At 72.9% G+C, this 16,871-nt stretch carries 14 protein-coding genes and 1 pseudogene; 7 read left to right on the top strand and 8 right to left on the bottom strand.

Translation table 11 applies throughout. The features are described 5' to 3' along the window. Window positions 1-14: 14 nt before the first annotated feature. The 3 genes from ABD236_RS31125 to ABD236_RS31115 all read right to left on the bottom strand — a co-directional run bounded on the left by ABD236_RS31125 (window position 15) and on the right by ABD236_RS31115 (window position 2,796). Entirely contained in the window at window positions 15-1,172 is a 1,158-nt protein-coding gene (locus ABD236_RS31125) for a glycosyltransferase family 2 protein (RefSeq protein ID WP_425543996.1), read from the bottom strand. A gap of 26 nt (window positions 1,173-1,198) precedes the next feature. After that, on the bottom strand, window positions 1,199-2,092 hold the full coding sequence (locus ABD236_RS31120) for a glycosyltransferase family 2 protein (protein WP_344079550.1): 894 nt from the start codon (window positions 2,090-2,092) through the stop codon (window positions 1,199-1,201). A 347-nt stretch (window positions 2,093-2,439) separates the two neighbouring features. Beyond that, on the bottom strand, window positions 2,440-2,796 hold the full coding sequence (locus ABD236_RS31115) for a hypothetical protein (protein WP_344079547.1): 357 nt from the start codon (window positions 2,794-2,796) through the stop codon (window positions 2,440-2,442). Between the two features lie 307 nt (window positions 2,797-3,103). Between ABD236_RS31115 and ABD236_RS31110 the strand changes: the two genes are divergently transcribed. Then, window positions 3,104-3,919: an SGNH/GDSL hydrolase family protein gene (locus tag ABD236_RS31110; protein WP_344079544.1), complete on the top strand. Its 816-nt coding sequence runs from the start codon at window positions 3,104-3,106 to the stop codon at window positions 3,917-3,919. Between the two features lie 43 nt (window positions 3,920-3,962). Here ABD236_RS31110 and ABD236_RS31105 read toward each other — a convergent pair whose 3' ends face one another. Next, the gene (locus tag ABD236_RS31105) at window positions 3,963-5,621 is read right to left on the bottom strand and encodes a serine/threonine-protein kinase (protein WP_344079541.1); all 1,659 of its coding nucleotides are present in this window, start codon (window positions 5,619-5,621) and stop codon (window positions 3,963-3,965) included. A gap of 268 nt (window positions 5,622-5,889) precedes the next feature. Between ABD236_RS31105 and ABD236_RS31100 the strand changes: the two genes are divergently transcribed. Next, window positions 5,890-6,153: a hypothetical protein gene (locus tag ABD236_RS31100; RefSeq protein WP_344079538.1), complete on the top strand. Its 264-nt coding sequence runs from the start codon at window positions 5,890-5,892 to the stop codon at window positions 6,151-6,153. Between the two features lie 91 nt (window positions 6,154-6,244). On the opposite strand, the gene ABD236_RS31095 is transcribed toward ABD236_RS31100, so the two are convergent. From ABD236_RS31095 to hmgA, 4 genes are all read right to left on the bottom strand, one after another. Continuing rightward, complete coding sequence (locus ABD236_RS31095; protein ID WP_344079535.1) at window positions 6,245-7,441, bottom strand: CaiB/BaiF CoA transferase family protein; 1,197 nt, start codon at window positions 7,439-7,441, stop codon at window positions 6,245-6,247. A gap of 49 nt (window positions 7,442-7,490) precedes the next feature. After that, the gene (locus ABD236_RS31090) at window positions 7,491-8,660 is read right to left on the bottom strand and encodes a type ISP restriction/modification enzyme (RefSeq protein WP_344079739.1); all 1,170 of its coding nucleotides are present in this window, start codon (window positions 8,658-8,660) and stop codon (window positions 7,491-7,493) included. A 368-nt stretch (window positions 8,661-9,028) separates the two neighbouring features. Further along, window positions 9,029-9,805 carry a GntR family transcriptional regulator gene (locus ABD236_RS31085; protein ID WP_344079532.1) on the bottom strand — a complete coding sequence of 259 codons (777 nt, stop codon included), beginning with the start codon at window positions 9,803-9,805 and terminating at the stop codon, window positions 9,029-9,031. A 112-nt stretch (window positions 9,806-9,917) separates the two neighbouring features. Then, on the bottom strand, window positions 9,918-11,237 hold the full coding sequence (gene hmgA / locus ABD236_RS31080) for a homogentisate 1,2-dioxygenase (RefSeq protein ID WP_344079529.1): 1,320 nt from the start codon (window positions 11,235-11,237) through the stop codon (window positions 9,918-9,920). A 97-nt stretch (window positions 11,238-11,334) separates the two neighbouring features. Between hmgA and ABD236_RS31075 the strand changes: the two genes are divergently transcribed. The 5 genes and pseudogenes from ABD236_RS31075 to ABD236_RS31055 all read left to right on the top strand — a co-directional run. Further along, the gene (locus tag ABD236_RS31075; protein ID WP_344079736.1) at window positions 11,335-11,949 is read left to right on the top strand and encodes a TetR/AcrR family transcriptional regulator; all 615 of its coding nucleotides are present in this window, start codon (window positions 11,335-11,337) and stop codon (window positions 11,947-11,949) included. 151 nt (window positions 11,950-12,100) lie between these two features. Continuing rightward, entirely contained in the window at window positions 12,101-14,326 is a 2,226-nt protein-coding gene (locus ABD236_RS31070) for a molybdopterin oxidoreductase family protein (RefSeq protein WP_344079526.1), read from the top strand. 123 nt (window positions 14,327-14,449) lie between these two features. Further along, the gene (locus tag ABD236_RS31065; RefSeq protein WP_344079733.1) at window positions 14,450-15,823 is read left to right on the top strand and encodes a CitMHS family transporter; all 1,374 of its coding nucleotides are present in this window, start codon (window positions 14,450-14,452) and stop codon (window positions 15,821-15,823) included. Between the two features lie 155 nt (window positions 15,824-15,978). After that, window positions 15,979-16,605, top strand: coding sequence for a hypothetical protein (locus tag ABD236_RS31060; RefSeq protein ID WP_344079523.1), 627 nt, complete (start codon window positions 15,979-15,981; stop codon window positions 16,603-16,605). Further along, window positions 16,592-16,871 (top strand): annotated as a pseudogene (locus ABD236_RS31055) (class F sortase); the annotation flags it as partial. The gene ABD236_RS31060 and the pseudogene ABD236_RS31055, both read left to right, overlap by 14 nt.

Below are 16,871 nucleotides of genomic sequence, written 5' to 3'. Positions count from 1 at the left end.
CGGCACGGGCGCACTCACGCGGCCTCCTCGTCGCTGCGGCCGACCCCGGCGGCGGCCGTCCTGCCCGGCGCCGCCCCATCGGAGCCCGGCCCGCCACGGCCCGGCTCGCCACGGCCCGGTTCGCCAGGGCCCGGCTCCCCCCTGCCCGGCTCACCCCTCTCCGGCTCACCCCCGTCCGGCTCGCACCCGCCCAACTCGCCCCCGTCCGCCCCCGCGAGCGGCGCGACCCGGAACACCGTGCCGCCCCGGCGGGCCCGCACGGTGCCGACCAGATAGCCGGTCGCCGCCACCGCCACGCCCGCCACGATCGCCCCCGCGCGCCCCGCCCCGCCGGCCCGGCCGAGCACCGCGTCGCGCAGCCCCCGTACGACACCGGCCGGGAGCACCCGCGTTGTGTAGCGGCGCTCGGACTCGAGTCCCTTGCCCGCGCCCACGCTTCGCGCCACCAGCGCCTTGGAGAGGCCCTCGGCGTACGTACGCGTACGGAAGTAGCCGAAGCGCTCGCGGGCCGTCGGCACGCGGTGGTGGATCACCGCGCGGTCGTCGATCAGGAGCACCGCGTCCGGCAGGGCCCGGGAGAGGCGGATGCAGAGCTCCGTCTCCTCGCAGCCCAGCGGCCGCCTGTCGCCGTCGCGGCCGATGCCGGTGGCGAAGCCGCCGGCCGCGTCGAAGGCCGTGCGCCGGAAGGACGCGTTGCCGCCCAGGACGTTGCGGACCCGCACCCGGCCGGGCGGCAGCCCCCGGTACGTGCAGCCCACCACCCAGTCGAACTCCTCGGGGAACCAGGCCGGGCGGCGGCCACGGGCCCAGGCGGGCTCGGTGCGCCCGCCGACCGCCATCACCCGGGGGTCGGCGTACCCCGCGTGGAAGTGCCGCAGCCAGTCGCGCTCGGCCACGGCGTCGTCGTCCAGGAACGCCACGAACGCTCCCCGCGCCGCGGCGATCCCGGTGTTGCGCCCCGCCGAGAGGCCGCGGGGGCCCGCGTTGGCGAGCACCCGCACCTCCCCGTCCGCCGCGCACCGCGCGTACTCCCGGCGCAGTCGGGCGAGCAGCGCCGGGTTGTGGTCCACGACCAGCAGGGTCTCCAGGGCCGGCCGTGACTGGTGGCGCACCGAGGCGACCGCCGCGAGGATGTCCTCCCAGCGCTCCTCGGTGTACACACAGACCACCACGGAGAAGTCAGCGGTCTGACGCGCGCTCACATCGCCTCGCCACGGCCGGTGTTGAGGCCGACGGCCTGCGGCCGCCGGTGGCCCCGGGGCACGGCCTTCTCCTTGAGGATCACCTTGAGCACTCTGATGCCGTCGCGCACGGCGCTGAGGTTGGAGACGCCGTGGATCCGGTTGTACTCATGGCTGGGCACCTCCTGGACCCGCAGTCCGGCCTTGACGATCCGGATGTTGATCAGGGTCTCTATCTCGAAGCCGCTGCAGTCGAGGACGATCTTGTCGAGGCAGTGCTTCCAGAAGGCGTTGTAGCCGTAGCAGAGGTCGGTGTACCGGGCGCCGAACTTGCGGTTGACGATGCCGCACAGCGCCCGGTTGCCGAGTCTGCGCACCGGTGTCATGTCGTCCGTGCCGCCGCCGTTGGCGAAGCGGGAGCCCTTGGCGAAGTCGGCGCCGCCGACCAGGGCGGACACATAGCTGACGATCTCCTCGCCGTCGGCCGAGCCGTCCGCGTCGACCATCACGATGATGTCCCCGGTGCAGGCGGCGAAGCCGCTGATGAGGGCGTCGCCCTTGCCCTTTCCGACCTGCTTGACGACCTTGACGTCGGGCCGCAGTTCACGGGCGACCCGTACGGTGTCGTCGGTGGAATTCCCGTCGACCAGGACGACTTCGTGGATCCAGTCCGGAAGAGTCCGGAAGACATAGGGAAGGTTCTCCGCCTCGTTCATGGCGGGGATCACGACGCTCACCGGCGGCGCGATCGCGAAATTGGGTGAGACCGCGCGGTAGTGCGCGGAAAGGGCCGGTATTCGGGCGGTGGATTCGTCGGCCACCGAGGTGATCGTCTCACCGGCCGCGCCCTGTTCCTGCGGTGCGTTCGATGGATCCTGCTCCCGGCTGTCCGGGCGCACAAAAGAGCTCATCGAGTCTCTGTCCCTCTCGTCCGGTGGACCGCCCGCCCCCGGGTGGTCCGGATGAGTGTCCGGTGACGAAAGGGGGGTTCTCACCCCGGTCGTGACGGGCCGGCATGTCCGGCACGACGTCTCGCGTTGTGTGCTGTGCGGGTGAGCTGGCTTTGCCGGCCGCGCGGCCCGCGACCGGTCGACGACGCACGAAGACCGAGCACGGTACCCCCCTAGCGCGCCCCGCTCCGGCACCCATCGCGGTTCTCGAGCCCTCCCCAGGAACCGCTTCGCGTGATGGACCGATGCGGGTGGATGTAAGACGGTATTGATGATTGGGCGTATATGGCAAGACCTGGAAGGCGGTCTCACTTTTTTGTTTTTTTGACCTTTCTCGACCGATCGTTCACGGAGTTATTCACTCCTGTTCCCGACAGGAAAAGAAGAAAGCTGATCAAGGAGATCGCGATGATCTCGCCCCGTACCGACCGGACATGAGCGCCCGCCAGGATTTCGGCGATCACCCCATCGATGAGAAGCGCCCCCGACAACGACGCCACGGCGCGGGGAAACGGTTCCCGTCGGCGCAGGACGAAAAGCAGCGCCTCGGCGGGTGCGGCGATCGAGAAGAAGAGTGACAAGGGTGCGCGCAGGGGTGAATGCAGCGGAATGTACGCGAGCACGCCGCCGGCCGCGGACAGGGCGAGTGCGGCACCGGCCGCCACCGCCGTCAGATCCGCGCGAACCGATGTCCCATCAGGCCGTGGGCCCCGTGGGGGCGATGCCGTACGGGCCACTCCGGTCCTCCGGGGCGGGTGGGCGGGGCTTCAATGTGGCGCAGCCCAGCAGGCCCGTCAAGGCAAGGGGCGTGCAGTGAAGTTCCCGGCTCCCAAGGTCAATTGACGGGAACTCACGGTCAGGGTTTCCCCCGTTGGAGCGGATTTCTGAAAGTTCTTGGCATGTCCACTTCCGGTGATCCCTACTCGCTGGTACCACATCTGTGGCGGATATCCCGCACTAGGAGGCCCCCACATGAAGCTCTCCCGTATGACGGCCTATGTGTCGTCGATCTTCCTGACCGCAGCCTTCGCCCTCACCGGGGCGGGCGTGGCCAGTGCCGCTACCCACGCCCAGGCCGCGGGCATCGACTACGTGGCGCTCGGCGACTCCTACTCCTCGGGAGTGGGCACCGGTACGTACGACAGCTCCAGCGGCTCCTGCAAGCGTTCGCCCAAGGCCTACCCGTCCCTGTGGGCGGTGTCCCACGCCCCCGCCTCGTTCGCCTTCACCGCCTGTTCCGGCGCCACCACCGGCGATGTGACCGCCGGTCAGCTCGGCCCGCTCAACTCCGCCACCGACCTCGTCTCGATCACCATCGGCGGCAATGACGCGGGCTTCTCCGACGTCATGACGACCTGCGTGCTGTACTCGCAGGCCACCTGCCTCAACCGCATCGACCAGGCGCGCACCTACGCCGACACCGTCCTGCCCGGAAAGCTCGACTCCGTCTACAGCGCGATCAGAGCCAAGGCGCCGAACGCCCATGTCGTCGTCATCGGATACCCGCACTTCTACAAGATCGGCGGCAGCTGCTTCGGCGGGCTGAGCGACACCTCGCGCGCGGCCATCAACAGCGCCGCGGACGAGCTGAACACGGTCACCGCCAAGCGCGCGGCCGACCACGGCTACACCTTCGCCTCGGTCGTCCCGCCCTTCACCAACCACGAGATCTGCTCCAGCAGCTCCTGGCTGAACAGCCTCGTCTGGACCAACATCGGCGAGTCCTACCACCCGACCTCCGCCGGCCAGTCCGGCGCCTACCTGCCCACCTTCACCAGCGCGGCCTGAGCCGAGCCGCCACCACCTCGGAGCCCGTCTGCGAACCGGGCTCTCAGCCGGCGGGCGAGAGTGAGCCGCCGTCCGCCGGCTCCGTAGAAGGGGAGGAGGCCCCGCCCGACGGGGTCTCCTCCTCGCACGTGACCGCGTACGCGACCGGGTTGGAGTGCGCGGCGACCGGTGAGCGCACCTCCAGCTGCACCGCGTTGTGCACGGTCTTCCCCGCCTCGTACCCCTTCTCCACGTGCCGCACCTCCTTGCTCCTCGGGTCGCCGGGCCCGAAGCCCAGCGTCTTCCAGCCCGGGTCGGACGACTCGCCGTCCGCCGTCACCCAGCGGTACTGGACGTCCACCGGCGTACGGCCCACCGTGAAGGTGGCCATCACCGCCGGAGCCGAGTCGTCCGGCGGCGGACACGTCCCCTCGTAACTCCCGCGAACACTCTTGAGGGAGACCTTCACCGACGGCGCGGGCGGCGGCGAGCTGCTCGCGCTGGCGCTGGCGCTGGGGCTGGGGCTGCTCGTGGTGACGGTGGGGGTGCTGTGACCCGTGGTGGCGGAGCTGCTGTGCGGCGTGGAGTGCGCCACCGTGCGCGGTGCGGAGGGCGTGCCGCTGTTCTTGTCGGCCGCTTCGCCGCCCCCGCTGCGCACCAGGGCCCACACCAGCGCGCCGAGGGCGAGCAGCAGGACGAGGCCGCCCGCCAGCAGCACCACGCCCGCCCCCCGCTGCCGCTGCGCCGGCTGCCCCGGCCGGTCCGCCGCGGTCGTGTCGTACGCGCCCGGCGCCACCCGCGTCGGCAGCGGCGGTGTCCCGTCGGCGCCCGGCGTTCCGTACGCGACCGTCGCCACGCCGTACGGCCCGGGGTCCGGCAGTTCCCGCACCTCGCCTCCGGCGCCCACCACCCGCAGCTGGTGCTCGGCCTCCTCGGGGGAGAGCCGCTCGGCGGGGTCCTTGCGCAGCAGCCCCGCGATCACCGGGGTGAGGGCGCCCGCCCGGCGCGGCGGCGGCAGCTCGTCGTCGACCACGGCCCGCAGCGTGGAGAGCGCGGTGGCCTGGCGGAACGGCGAGCGGCCCTCGACCGCCGAGTACAGCAGCACACCCAGCGACCACAGGTCCGAGGCGGGCCCCGGGGTGCGGCCCAACGCCTGTTCGGGGGAGAGGTATTCGGGCGACCCGACGACCTCGCCCGTCATCGTGAGCGTGGAGGTGCCCGCCACCATGGCGATCCCGAAGTCGGTGAGCACCACCCGGCCGTCGTTGGCGAGCAGCACGTTGGCCGGCTTCACATCGCGGTGCAGCACCCCGGCGTCGTGCGCGGCGCGCAGGGCCGCGACGACCTCGGCGCCGATGTGCCCGGCGCGGCGCGGGGTCAGCGGCCCGTCCGCCTCCAGTGCCTCGGAGAGCGAGAGCCCGCGCACGAGCTCCATCACGATCCAGGGGCGGCCGTCGTGGGTCGCCACGTCGTAGACGGTGACCACGTTGCGGTGCGAGATCCGGGCCGCCGCCCAGGCCTCGCGCTCCAGGCGCGCGTACATCCGCTGTTCGTCGGTGGAGTCGAGCCCGGCCGGCGCCCGCACCTCCTTGACGGCGACCTCGCGCCCCAGCACGTCGTCGCGCGCCCGCCACACCTCGCCCATGCCGCCGCGGCCCAGCGGCGAGAGCAGCCGGTAGCGGCCCCCGATCACGCGCTGTTCGTTGCCCGGCACTTCGCTCACTGGCGGGCCTCCTCGGGGACGGCACGACCACCACATGACCACAACCGCGGAACCTCTCCACGTTAGCTCAGGTCAGCGCGGTAGCGGCCCCCTCTGACGCGTTGTCCAACTCGCCCTGGAATCAGGCATATTCAGAGAGTAATCGGAGTCCGGTGTCAACCCCTCCCCGGGAGAGGTGAATCCCACCACCGGGATACACGAGTGTGATGCGGGGGCGATAGGGTTACCCTGCCCGGGGCCGGGTGCCCTCGTATGGGTGGGGAGTGACATGGAACAGATAACAGTGCGCAGCAGGGCGCGAGTGCCTGCCATCACCTGCGGGAGCAGTGCGACCAGCTCGCGGCTCGACCGCCATCTCTCGGTGCTGGGCGGCCCCGCCGTCCCGCTGCGGGAGTCGGCCGAGGCGACCTTGCTGATGCGTGAGCTGACCTCGCGTGACGCCGCGCACAGCCGGAGGAGCAAGAGCCACCGCGTCTCGCTCTTCGCCCCGCTGCGGCGCCTTCGCCGCTCGCTCTTCGGCAGCCGCGGCTGACGTCACGCCAGTTCACGACAGTGACTCCCCCGAAGAAACCGGCGTCCCGAGGACCGGCGTCCTGAGCACCCAGTGACTTCCTGACCCACGCTCAGGCGATCACGCCGTCCCGGCGCAGCGCTGCTGTCAGCTCCTCTGTCATCCCCAGGGCTCGCAGCAGCGCTTCGGTGTGCTCGCCCAGCGCCGGCACCGCACCCATCCTCGGCTCGGGGCCGCCCGGCAGGACGACCGGCGGCAGCAGCGCGCGCAGCGGCCCCACCGGCGAGTCCACCTCCCGCCAGCGGTCGCGCGCCGCCAGCTGCGGATGGGCCGCGACCCCGGCGACCGTGTTCAGCCGGGCGCACGCGATACCCGCCGCCTCCAGACGCGCGATCGCCTCGTCGCAGTCCATCGCGGCCAGCGCCGCACCGACCGCCTTGTCGGTCTCCGCCCGGTGCGCGGTACGCGCGGTGTTGGTCGCGTACGCCGGATCCTCGGCCAACTCCGGTCGCCCGAGGACCTGTTCGGCCAGTCTGCGCCACTCGCGGTCGTTCTGTACGGAGAGCAGCACCTGGCCGTCCACCGTCGCATAGGCGTTGTACGGGGCGATGACGGCGTGCGCGACCCCGGTGCGCGCCGGTTCCGTACCCTCGTGCATCACATGGTGCAGCGGATGGCCCAGCCACTCCGCCAGCGCGTCCAGCATCGAGACCTCCACCGGGCCGCCCCGGCCGGTGGTGCCCCGGCGCAGCAGCGCCGCCAGGACGCCCGAGTAGGCGTACATCGCGGCGGCGATGTCGGCGGCCGGGACACCGGCCTTCACGGGCTGCTCCGGCGTCCCCGTCACGGAGACCAGACCGGCCTCGCACTGGACGAGCATGTCGTACGCCCGCTTGTGCGCGTACGGGCCTTCGGCGCCGTACCCCGATATGTCGACCGCGACCAGCCTGGGGTGGGCGGCGCAGAGCGTGGCCGCGTCCAGACCGAGGCGTGCGGCGGCCCCGTGCGCCAGATTCTGGACGAACACGTCGGCCCCGGCGATCAGCCGCCGCAGGACGTCCAGGCCGCGCGGGTCCTTCAGATCCAGGGCGAGGGACTCCTTGCCCCGGTTGCACCAGACGAAGTGCGAGGCGAGACCGCGGGCGGCGGTGTCGTAGTGGCGGGCGAAGTCACCGCCGTCGGGCCGCTCGACCTTGATCACCCTCGCGCCGAGGTCGGCGAGCTGGCGGGTGGCGAAGGGGGCGGAGACGGCCTGTTCCACGGCGACGACCGTGATCCCGTCGAGGGGCAGGGGCTGCGGAGTGCTCATGGCAGCCGTACCTATCGTGTACGGGGCACTTTTGTCACGGCCCGCCGGCTCACAGCAGGGCCAGCTGCCCGTCGGGGCCCTCTTCCCGGTGGTCGAGTACGGAGGCGGGGCGGCGGGCCGACGGCGGTACGGGCAGCACGCGCGCCTCCACGAGCCGGTCGCGGGCCAGCCGCGGCCCGTCGGCCAGCTCCCGCTGGCGCGGCCGCAGTTCGTCGAGCAGGGCCAGCACGGTGATCAGCTCCAGCAGCTCCGAGGTCCACTCCTGCGGCCAGGAGGCGGGCCGGACCGCGTCCAGGGTGCCCGCCTCGCCGCTCCCGGTCCGGCGCTCGAACCACAGCTCCAGTACGCGTACGCCGCTGACCTCGAACTCCCAGGCGCCCGGGGGGACGGGGGAGATACGGCCCTCGCCGATCCAGAGGCTCTCGTCCTCGGGGTCGTAGCGCGGCTCGCCGGGGCGGTCCGGGAGGGCGGCGCGCACGTACGGGCGTCGGCCGCCCGGCAGCCGGGGCTTCTCGCCGCCGCGCGCGCCGCGCACGGTGAGCTCGACGATCCGGTGGCCCAGCGCGACGCCCTGCTCCCAGAGCCGGGGGTCGGGGGTGAGCGGCACTACGCAGCCCTTCGGGGCGGGCCGGGCGGCCGCCACGATCCAGGCGAACAGGTCCTCCGGGGCGACGTCGTGCCCGTACTCCTTGCCGAGCAGGGCGAGCAGGCCCGGGGCGAGGTTGGGTTCCACGGCGCCGGGGCGGCGGTACAGGGGGCGGATGCGGCCCGGGCGGCCGGCCGGGGAGCGGCCGTCGGGGAGCAGGGCGGAGACGGTGAGGGCGGGGCCCGTGGGGGCGGCTTTGGGGGCCGGCGGACAGGCCTGCTCCACGGCGAACAGCTGCCGGTCGTCGGCGACGCGCCACAGCTCCGGGCGGGCGGCGTCCAGGAGCCGGTGGTCCGGTATCAGCCACTGCTGGTCGAAGGGGCCGTGGGTGAAGCGGAGGGGGGCGGGGCAGGGGCCGGACTCCTGGGCCAGGGGGGCGGTGCCGGCGGGTTCGGGGAGCGGGAGGGCGGGGACCCGGGTGTGGATCGTACGGGCGCGGGTGGGGTGGAAGAGGCGTTCGCGGGTGGGGGTGTCCGCGGCGAGGAGGGTGGCCCAGCGGGTTCTGAGTGTGCGCTCGTCCGGGGCGGTGACCCAGGGGCGGCCGGGGCGCATCGGCGCGACGGACCAGGGCATCACGTCGTCGAGCGGCAGGAGGTCGTCACTCACGGGGGCCCATGCTAGGCGCCCGGCGGGGTGTTTGGCCCCTCCCCACCCCTTCCCTAAACCCTCCGGGGGTGGGTGAGGGCGAAGGTGGCTCTCTCGGGGGCTGCGCCCCCGGGCCCCCCGCTGCGTGTTCGTCTGCGGACCGTGGCCGGTTGCTCGCGCAGTTCCCCGCGCCCCTAAAGACCTGTGGCTGAGCCAAGTACCCCGGCTCGGGCGACGTACCTAAGGGGCGCGGGGAACTGCGCGACCAGCCATCCACTCAGCCGCAGACGAAGGCCGGGCACGACCGGGGGCGCGGCCAGCCCACCGCTCAGCCGCAGACAAAGCCCGGGCACAAGCTACCGCGCTTCCACCGTCACCGAGAACGAGAACCGGTCCCCCCGGTAGCGGATCCGGGCCACGTCCACCACTCGGCCCGAGGCGTCGTACGTCACGCCTGTGTAGTGGAGGATCGGGGACAGGAGGGGGACCTCCAGGAGTTCTGCCGTCCGGGGGTCGGCCAGGCGTGCCTCCACCGTGTCGGTGATGCGGCTGATCCGGACCCCCACCGAGTCCCGCAGCACCTTCGTCATCGGCCAGCGCTCGAGGTCGCGCACCTCGATGCCGGCCGCCAGCTCGGGGCGGACGGCGTTCTCCGCCCAGTTGGTGGGCTCGCCGCTCGTTCCGTCGCGGCGCAGGCGGCGGTAGGAGACCACCGAGTCGCAGTCGGGGAAGTACTCCGCCAGCTCCCCGGGCACCGGCTCCGGCCCGTGCCCGAGCACCGTCGTCGGCTCGCCCGACTGCTGGGCCACGATCGCGTCGATCGAGCCGAGCAGCCGCACCGGCGCGCCCCGCCGCGCGGCCGGCTCGATGAACGTGCCCCGGCGCCGGTGACGGGTGATCAGCCCCTCCTCCTCCAGCTCCTTCAGCGCCTGCCGCATCGTCAGCACGCTCACCCCGTAGTGCGCGGCCAGCCGCTCCTCGGTGGGCAGCCGCAGCGACGCGTCGGGCGAGCGGCCGAGTATCGACGCGCGCAGGGACTGCGAGACCTGGTACCAGAGCGGCAGCTTGCGGTTCAGGACCAGCGAGTCCGGGGCGAAGGAGGAGGCCGGGGGCGTTGCGGGGGAGGAGGTCACTGGCATTCCGTATCAGGCTCTGGGGCGCGGCGGAAGGTGCCGCTCAGGATCCGGGAGCACCCGGTCCCGGGCCGGGCCGGGACGGCCGGGCAGCCGGGACCGGGCGCGCGCCTCACGCGCGGAAGTGGCGCTCCATCCCCCGCCACACCTCGTCGTACCCCCGCTGGAGGTGCTCCGCCGACGCCGCCTGCGCCGTCGCCGTCACCGGCCAGCGCGTCTCGAACATGAACGCGAGACCGTCGTCGATCTTCTGCGGCTTCAGCTCGGCGGCGCTGGCCTTGTCGAACGTCTCCCGGTCGGGGCCGTGCGCCGACATCATGTTGTGCAGGGAGCCGCCGCCGGGGACGAAGCCCTCCGCCTTCGCGTCGTACGCGCCCTCGATCAGGCCCATGTACTCGCTCATCACGTTCCGGTGGAAGTACGGCGGGCGGAAGGTGTCCTCGCCCACCAGCCAGCGCGGCGCGAAGACCACGAAGTCGACGCCCGCGAGACCGGGGGTGTCCGAGGGGGAGGTGAGCACCGTGAAGATCGACGGGTCCGGGTGATCGTACGAGATGGTGCCGATGACGTTGAAGCGGTGCAGGTCGTAGACGTACGGGACGTGGTTGCCGTGCCAGGCGACCACGTCCAGCGGCGAGTGGTCGTACTCGGCGGTCCACAGGTTGCCGCAGAACTTGTTGACCACCTCCACCGGACCCTGGACCTCCTCGTACGCCGCGACCGGCGCCAGGAAGTCGCGGGCGTTGGCGAGGCCGTTGGCGCCGATCGGGCCGAGGTCGGGGAGCTGGAAGGGCTGTCCGTAGTTCTCGCACACATAGCCGCGGGCCGACTCGTCGAGCAGCTCGACCCGGAAGCGCACCCCGCGCGGGATCAGCGCGACCTCGCCGGGGCGGGCCGCGAGCAGGCCGAACTCGGTGCGCAGCAGCAGCCCGCCGCGCTCGGGGACGATCAGGAGCTCGCCGTCCGCGTCGCTGAAGACCCGGTCCATGGAGGCGTTGGCGTGGTAGAGGTGCACGGCCATGCCGGTGCGCTGGGTGGCGTCGCCGTTGCCGCCCAGGGTCCACAGGCCCGCCAGCCAGTCCGTCCCGGGAGCGGGCTGCGGCAGCGGGTTCCAGCGCAGCCGGTTGGGGTCGGGCACGGTCTCGGTGAAGGGCGCGCCGCGCAGCCGCCCGTTGTCGGTCCGTACGAACGCGGGGTGCGCGGCCGACGGCGTGATCCGGTACAGCCAGGAGCGGCGGTTGTGCGCCCTCGGCTCGGTGAACGCGGAGCCGCTCAGCTGCTCCGCGTACAGCCCGAGGGGTGCGCGCTGCGGCGAGTTCCGGCCATGCGGCAGGGCACCGGGAACCGCCTCCGAGCTGTGCTCGTTGCCGAACCCCGGGGAGTACGTCAGCGCCTCTGCCGTCTTCCTGGCCTGCTCGCTGCTGGTCGTCATCTGCCGCTCCCGCCGCTGAAGAATCCTGCAATCCTATGGGTCACCGTAGGATTCGGATTCGATCGCGTCAACGGCAAAACCGGCCGAGCGCGGCATGATGGGGGCCGTGCCCCATGCGAACCTCCGTCGCGCACCGGTGCAGCAGCGCAGCGCCGAGCGCCTCACCCGGATCCTGGACGCCTGCGCCGAGCTGCTGGACGAAACCGGTTACGACGAGCTGTCGACCCGGGCCGTCGCCCAGCGGGCCGGGGTGCCCATCGGCTCGGTCTACCGCTTCTTCAGCAACAAGCGGGCCCTCGCGGAGGCGCTCGCCGCCCGCAACCTGGACCGGTTCGCGGAGATCGTCGGCGCCCGGCTCGCCACCATCGAGGCCGAGGACTGGCGCGCGGCGATCGACGCGGTGCTCGACGAGTACCTGGTCCTGAAGAAGACCGTGCCCGGCTTCAACCTGGTGGACTTCGGCGGACCGCAGCCGGTCACGGACCCCGCCGCCGACGCCAACCACCTGCTGGCCGACCGGCTCGCCGAGCTGCTCCCGGCCCAGTTCGGCCGTGCGCCCGACGCCGAGCTGCGGCTGACCATCCTGGTCGCCGTCGAGGCGGCGGACGCCCTGCTGCGGCTCGCCTTCCGCACCGACCCGGCCGGGGACCCGGGCATCGTCTCCGAGACCCGGGAGCTGCTGCACGCGTATCTGGCGAGGACCCTGGGCTGAGTCTGCGTCGACGACGGGGTCCGAGAGCCGGCTCCCCGTCGGTGGCGCGGGCCGCGGTAACGGTCCGCCGCAGCCCCTCGCCACCATGCCTACCGGTCGGTATGCTCGGAGCGCCCGCGCGTCACCCGCCGCCGCCCCGGGGAGGACCCCCATGTCCGCACTGCGCATCTGCCCCCTCTGCGAAGCCACTTGCGGGCTGACCCTGACCGTCGAGGGAACCCGGGTCACCGGCGCCCGCGGCGACCGGGACGACGTGTTCAGCCAGGGGTTCATCTGCCCCAAGGGCGCCTCCTTCGGGGAGGTCGACGGCGACCCCGACCGGCTCACCGGGCCCCTGGTCCGCCGCGACGGCGAACTGGTGGAGGCGACCTGGGACGAGGCGTTCGACCTGGTCGCGGCGCGGCTGCGGCCGGTGGTCGAGACATACGGCGCCGACGCCGTCGGGGTGGTGCTCGGCAACCCCAACGTCCACACCATGGCCGGGGCCCTCTATCCGCCCGTGCTGCTCGGCGCCCTGCACACCCGCAGCCTCTTCACCGCCAGCACCCTCGACCAGATGCCCAAACACGTCTCCAGCGGCCTGCTCTTCGGCGACCCGTTCGCCATCCCGGTGCCGGACCTCGACCGCACCGACCATCTGCTGCTGCTCGGCGCCAACCCCCTGGAGTCCAACGGCAGTCTGTGCACCGCGCCGGACTTCCCCGGCAGGCTCAAGGCGCTGCGGGCGCGCGGCGGCACCCTCACCGTGGTGGATCCGCGCCGCACCCGTACCGCCAAGCTGGCCGACCGGCACCTGGCGCCGAGGCCCGGCACCGACGCGCTGCTGCTCGCCGCGCTCGCCCACGTCCTCTTCGAGGAGAAGCTGACCGCGCCCGGCGAGCTCGCGGACCGGGTGGCGGGGGAGGGGCTTGCGGAAGTGCAGGAGGCGCTACGGGAGTTCACCCCGGAGGCCGTCGGGGCGGCCTGCGATCTCGACCCGGACGAGATCCGCGTCCTCGCCCGGGAGCTCGCGGCCGCGCCCAGCGCCGCCGTCTACGGCCGCATCGGCAGCTGCACGGTGGAGCACGGCACCCTCGCCAGCTGGCTCGTCGACGTCCTCAACATCCTCACCGGCAATCTGGACCGGCCCGGCGGCGCGCTCTTCCCGCTCTCCGCCACCGACCGGGCGCCGCGCCCGCCCGGGCCCGGCCGGGGGTTCGAGATCGGCCGCTGGCGCAGCCGGGTCGGCGGCCACCCCGAGGCCAAGTCGGAGCTGCCGGCCGCCGCCCTCGCGGAGGAGATCGAGACCCCGGGGGAGGGACAGATCCGGGCGCTGATCGTCTGCGCCGCCAACCCGGTGCTCTCCGCGCCGGACGGCGACCGGCTCGACCGGGCGCTGGACGGGCTCGACTTCATGGTCAGCGTCGACCCGTACCTCAACGAGACCTCGCGCCACGCCGACGTCGTGCTGCCCCCGCCGCCGCCCTCGCAGAGCGCCCACTTCGACTTCGCCTTCAACGCGCTCGCGGTGCGCAACCAGGTCCGCTACACCCGCCCGGCCGTGCCGCTCGCCGAGGGCAGGCTCGACGAGTGCGAGATCCACGCCCGGCTGGTGCTCGCCGCGAGCGGGATGCACGGCGCCCCGGCCGACGCCGTGGACGCGATGGTCGTCGACCGTACGCTCGGCAAGGCCGTCGCCGACCCGCACTCGGCCGTGCACGGCCGCGACCCCGAGGAGCTCGCCGCGGGGCTCACCGGCGAGAGCGGCCCCGAGCGGCGCCTGGACATGATGCTGCGGCTCGGCCCGTACGGCGACGGCTTCGGCGCCGACCCCGACGGCCTCACCCTGGAGCGGGTGCTGGCCCACCCGCACGGCATCGACCTCGGCCCGCTGCGGCCCCGGCTGCCGCAGGTGCTGCGGACCCGCAGCGGGCTGATCGAGCTGCTGCCCGCCCCGATCGCCGAGGACCTGCCCCGGCTGCGCGCGGCCCTGGACTCGCGGCCCGACGGGCTGGTCCTGGTCGGTCGGCGCCATCTGCGCTCCAACAACAGCTGGCTGCACAACATCGCCTCGCTGAACGGCGGTTCCAACCGCTGCACCCTGCACGTCCACCCCGAGGACGCGGCACGGCTCGGGCTGCGCGACGGCGACCCGGTGCGCGTCAAGGCCGACGGCGGCGAGGTGGCGGCGCCGGTGGAGATCACCGACTCGGTCCGTACGGGCGTGGTCAGCCTGCCGCACGGGTGGGGCCACGACCGCCCGGAGACCCGGCTCGGGGTCGCCGCCGGGCGGCCCGGGGTCAACGTCAACCAGCTGCTCGACGGCTCGCGCCTTGACCCGCTGTCGGGCACCGCGGTGCTCAACGGCTTCCCCGTCGAGTTGGTGGCACTTCGTTGACCTGGGGTTTTGCTCGTATTGCTCACACGTCAACGTCTTGCTGACGCCGGAAGGGCCGACCTAACGTCATCCGCACCACCAGCCCCCTGGTGGGAGTTCAAGGGTGAACGTTAGGTGTCCTCCATGCTGACCGTCCTCGGCTTCACCATGATCGCGACCTTTCTGGTGCTGATCATGCTGAAGAAGCTGTCGCCCATCGCGGCGCTGGTTCTGATCCCCGCCCTCTTCTGCGTCTTCGTGGGGAAGGGCGCCCACCTCGGCGACTACGTGGTCGAGGGCGTGGGCAAGCTCGCGCCGACCGCCGCGATGCTGATGTTCGCGATCATCTACTTCGGGGTGATGATCGACGTCGGCCTCTTCGACCCGGTCGTCCGCGGCATCCTGCGGTTCTGCAAGGCCGACCCGGTGCGGGTGGTCGTCGGTACGGCGGTGCTCGCCGCGATCGTCTCCCTCGACGGCGACGGCTCGACCACCTTCATGATCACGGTCTCCGCGATGTACCCGCTCTACAAGCGGCTGGGGATGAGCCTGGTCGTGATGACCGGAGTGGCGGCCACCGCCAACGGCGTGATGAACACCCTGCCCTGGGGCGGCCCGACCGCCCGCGCCGCCACCGCCCTCAAGCTGGACGCGAGCGACATCTTCGTCCCGATGATCCCGGCCCTCGCGGTCGGTCTGGTCGCGGTGTTCGTCCTCGCGTACGTGCTGGGGCGCCGCGAGCGCAAGCGGCTCGGCTACCTCACGCTGGACGAGGTCCTGGAGCCGGAGAGCGAGACGGTCCTGGTGGCGGCGGGCGGCTCCGAGACGCCGCGTCCGGGCACGGGCGGCGGGGCCGACCTGCCCGAGGCCGCCGACTTCCCGGGGCTCGACCCCGAGCGCCCGACCCTGCGGCCCAAGCTGTACTGGTTCAACGCCGCCCTCACCGTGGCGCTGCTGACCGCCATGATCATGGAGTGGCTGCCGATCCCGGTGCTGTTCCTGCTCGGCGCGGCGCTGGCGCTCACCGTCAACTTCCCGCAGATGCCGGACCAGAAGGCCCGGATCGCCGCCCACGCCGACAACGTCGTCAACGTGGCGGGCATGGTCTTCGCCGCCGCCGTCTTCACCGGCGTCCTCAACGGCACCGGCATGGTCAAGCACATGGCGGACTGGCTGGTCGGCGCCGTCCCCGAGGGCATGGGCCCGCACATGGCGCTGGTCACCGGCGTGCTGAGCCTGCCGCTCACGTACTTCATGTCCAACGACGGCTTCTACTTCGGCGTGCTGCCCGTCCTCGCCGAGGCCGGGGCCGCGCACGGCGTCTCCTCCGTGGAGATCGCCCGCGCCTCGCTGGTGGGGCAGGCGCTGCACATGTCGAGCCCGCTGGTGCCCGCCGTGTACGTGCTGGTGGGCATGGCCAAGGTCGAGTTCGGCGACCACACCCGGTTCACGGTGAAGTGGGCGGCGCTCACCTCGCTGGTGGTCCTCGGCGCGGGAATCCTCTTCGGGATCATCTGAGACCGGGCGCCGAGGGGCGGACGCGGGGCGCGCTGCGCCGGACGGGCGACATCGGGCGGCCCGTCCGGCGCTGCGCCGCCGTTTCGCCGTGCGGATGTGAAAGAGAGTCAGACGAAAGGTCGATTTATATGACAATCTGACTCAAAGGAAAGCGCATGTCTGCCTCCTCACCCCCGCGTCCCACCGTCCGCCGCCCCGCCCTCACCGCCACCGCGGCCCTCGCCCTCGGGCTCACCGCGGTCGTCGTGGGCGGAACGCCCCTCGCGTACGCGGCGCCCGGCGACAACGGCGACGTGAAGATCCACAACCTGGGCACCCCGTTCAGCGACCAGCGCAACGAGCCCAAGGTCTGCGGGTTCTACCTCGACGGGTTCAACTTCGACACCGCCCAGAGCGTCACCTGGTCCATCCAGACGCAGCCGCTGCGGGCCGGCGGCGCCACCCTCAGCGGCGCCATCACCCTGGCCACCGGCGTCGGCCACACGCTGCCGCTCACCCTCCCCAACGGCCAGTACAAGCTCACCTGGAAGATCGCCGGCGGCAACGGCGCGGGCAAGATGAAGGTCTTCAAGGTCGACTGCAGCCCGGTCACCGGCCCGTCGGCCGTCCCCCGGGTGATCCCCGCCGGCGGGCCGAACGCCGGCGGCGGCGGGCTGGCCGGGACCGACGGCCCCACCGACGGCATCCCGCCCGCCGCGGGCATCGCGGCCCTCGGCCTCGTCGGGCTCTCCGGGGTGTTCTTCGTCCGACGTCTGCGCCGCCGCCCCCATGGCGCCGCGTAGCGGATCCCCCAGGCCCTTCCACCGCACCCGCGCCTACCGGCTGACGCGGACGGCCGCGCTGGCCGCGACCCTGGTCGTCGGTGGCGTCTGGTGGGCCCAGGACGACGGGTCGGTCGCACCGGTCGCCATGGGCGCCGCCGGGGGCGGAGGCGTGGCGACGCCCTCCGCCCCCACGGGGGCCGACGGGGACAAGCAGGGGCCGCCGGCGCCCGCGCGGCCCGCCCCGCCGGACGCACGGGCGCCGGCCCCGGCCGGGCGCGGCAGGC

It is taken from the genome of Streptomyces crystallinus (assembly GCF_039521265.1).
In the GTDB taxonomy this organism is placed as follows: domain Bacteria; phylum Actinomycetota; class Actinomycetes; order Streptomycetales; family Streptomycetaceae; genus Streptomyces; species Streptomyces crystallinus.
This window is presented reverse-complemented; position numbering and strand designations above follow the sequence as displayed.

What these genes read in the sequence shown, in the direction of transcription:
- ABD236_RS31120 (WP_344079550.1), bottom strand. Translation starts at nt 2,092, where the DNA reads ATGAGCTCTTTTGTGCGCCCGGACAGCCGGGAGCAGGATCCATCGAAC.
- ABD236_RS31110 (WP_344079544.1), top strand. Translation starts at nt 3,104, where the DNA reads ATGAAGCTCTCCCGTATGACGGCCTATGTGTCGTCGATCTTCCTGACC.
- ABD236_RS31100 (WP_344079538.1), top strand. Translation starts at nt 5,890, where the DNA reads ATGGAACAGATAACAGTGCGCAGCAGGGCGCGAGTGCCTGCCATCACC.
- ABD236_RS31095 (WP_344079535.1), bottom strand. Translation starts at nt 7,441, where the DNA reads ATGAGCACTCCGCAGCCCCTGCCCCTCGACGGGATCACGGTCGTCGCC.
- ABD236_RS31090 (WP_344079739.1), bottom strand. Translation starts at nt 8,660, where the DNA reads ATGCCCTGGTCCGTCGCGCCGATGCGCCCCGGCCGCCCCTGGGTCACC.
- hmgA (WP_344079529.1), bottom strand. Translation starts at nt 11,237, where the DNA reads ATGACGACCAGCAGCGAGCAGGCCAGGAAGACGGCAGAGGCGCTGACG.
- ABD236_RS31075 (WP_344079736.1), top strand. Translation starts at nt 11,335, where the DNA reads ATGGGGGCCGTGCCCCATGCGAACCTCCGTCGCGCACCGGTGCAGCAG.
- ABD236_RS31070 (WP_344079526.1), top strand. Translation starts at nt 12,101, where the DNA reads ATGTCCGCACTGCGCATCTGCCCCCTCTGCGAAGCCACTTGCGGGCTG.
- ABD236_RS31065 (WP_344079733.1), top strand. Translation starts at nt 14,450, where the DNA reads ATGCTGACCGTCCTCGGCTTCACCATGATCGCGACCTTTCTGGTGCTG.
- ABD236_RS31060 (WP_344079523.1), top strand. Translation starts at nt 15,979, where the DNA reads ATGTCTGCCTCCTCACCCCCGCGTCCCACCGTCCGCCGCCCCGCCCTC.